General features: G+C 35.7%; 4 protein-coding genes. All 4 read right to left on the reverse strand.

Annotated features, from left to right (window positions below; all coding sequences use genetic code 11):
* Positions 1–250: 250 nt before the first annotated feature.
* Genes GPK60_RS11470 through GPK60_RS11480 form a run of 4 tightly spaced genes read right to left on the reverse strand, consistent with a single transcriptional unit; the run spans position 251 to position 1,239 of the window.
* Positions 251–493 carry a hypothetical protein gene (locus GPK60_RS11470; RefSeq protein WP_215660188.1) on the reverse strand — a complete coding sequence of 81 codons (243 nt, stop codon included), beginning with the start codon at positions 491–493 and terminating at the stop codon, positions 251–253.
* On the reverse strand, positions 480–767 hold the full coding sequence (locus tag GPK60_RS11475; protein ID WP_346727777.1) for a HEPN domain-containing protein: 288 nt from the start codon (positions 765–767) through the stop codon (positions 480–482). The genes GPK60_RS11470 and GPK60_RS11475 overlap by 14 nt, the downstream gene beginning before the upstream one ends.
* 3 nt (positions 768–770) lie before the next feature.
* The gene (locus GPK60_RS15715; RefSeq protein ID WP_346727776.1) at positions 771–911 is read right to left on the reverse strand and encodes a hypothetical protein; all 141 of its coding nucleotides are present in this window, start codon (positions 909–911) and stop codon (positions 771–773) included.
* The gene (locus GPK60_RS11480; protein ID WP_215660191.1) at positions 898–1,239 is read right to left on the reverse strand and encodes a nucleotidyltransferase domain-containing protein; all 342 of its coding nucleotides are present in this window, start codon (positions 1,237–1,239) and stop codon (positions 898–900) included. The genes GPK60_RS15715 and GPK60_RS11480 overlap by 14 nt, the downstream gene beginning before the upstream one ends.
* Positions 1,240–1,334: the final 95 nt, after the last annotated feature.

Raw genomic sequence — 1,334 nt, forward strand, 5'->3', positions numbered from 1 at the left:
GCCTTCGGCTATATCCTTCCCACTACCGGGCGGATTCGGGACTTTAACCCGTTAGAAACGTGCGCCGCTAGGCGCACCAAGAAAAAAACCGGGAAACGTAACGCTTCCCGGTTTCTTTTTATCACATATTTCTTTTTTGTTTTCTCATATTAATGATTGCAATTTTGTTTACAAAATGATATATTATTTTACCATGAGTATTTTTGATTTCATTGCAATATCAAGCTTTGGCTTAACTTATAATAAACTATCATTGTAACTGCAGTGCTTGAAAAGTTTGACTACAACACTTTAAGAAACTTATATCATTTTCTTCCAAATTAGAAAAACCATTTTGAATATCCTCTGGAAGAATCATATTTTCAAAAAGCGTATTATCAGTCTGCAAAATATTATCTTTTATATCCATAGTATCCAATATTTTTGTTATTCTTTGAGCTGTACTCTTTTGAAGTTCACCTTTTTCACTTTGGAATCCTTCAATCAAGACCAAGCTCTTCAATCTGCTCCCCACAATATTTTTCTGCCAAAATTATAAACTCATCTGCTGTCAGAATCTGACGTTCTGATTCTTCTTTACTTGCAATATAAAAATCATCATAGTCACTTGCATGTCGAATCTCTTCCGCCTGTCCAATTTTTCGTCCCATTTCTCTTGGAAACACAGATGTTTTTACATAATCCTTGTTGAAATTCGCCACAGCATCTTTGTGTCTTTTATATGCTTTTCCATTAATAGCATGTACGGCATTAATCGCATGAAAGATAGCTTAATATGCTCTGTTATTTGCTCCTCGATAGCCTTCAATTGCAAATAACGCTCTTGCAGATTTCAGATCATTTTTTGCCGTTTCCAGACGATATAGAACCAAATCCCGTCTTGTACCAATTTCCTGATTATGCTGCTCCATACAAAACTACCCCTTCTTTATAAACATTGGAATAAAACGGATAATTTACAATCCACTTTTTAAAATGTGCTTCGCTTTTTGCAATAGGCTTGATATCCAGATCGTTGTCCATATTGAAATCATAGGTCATATAAGAAAGCTGTTGTGCATATGCTTTTAACTCCAGATCAGACATATCCAATAAAATCATAATATCTACATCCGAATCCGGTCGGAAATCTCCTCTTGCATAGGATCCATATAGAATAATCTGTCGTACATGTGAGCCATAAATCTTTTTAACAGCTTCTACATATTGCTCTATTAAATCCAGCATAGTCTTTGGCATATATCATCACCTCATTGTGAACTACCCATTGTCTAAAGCCAATGGGCTTCCTGCTTCGCAGACCTCGTAACCTACTATCTCCACAGGCGTTCATT

Origin of the sequence: Ruminococcus sp. MCC718, from assembly GCF_018783905.1 — a bacterium.
GTDB lineage: Bacteria > Bacillota > Clostridia > Lachnospirales > Lachnospiraceae > Hominisplanchenecus > Hominisplanchenecus faecis.

Excerpts from the sequence above, each read along its gene's own strand:
- GPK60_RS15715 (WP_346727776.1), bottom strand. The coding sequence starts at position 911 with ATGGAGCAGCATAATCAGGAAATTGGTACAAGACGGGATTTGGTTCTA.
- GPK60_RS11480 (WP_215660191.1), bottom strand. The coding sequence starts at position 1,239 with ATGCCAAAGACTATGCTGGATTTAATAGAGCAATATGTAGAAGCTGTT.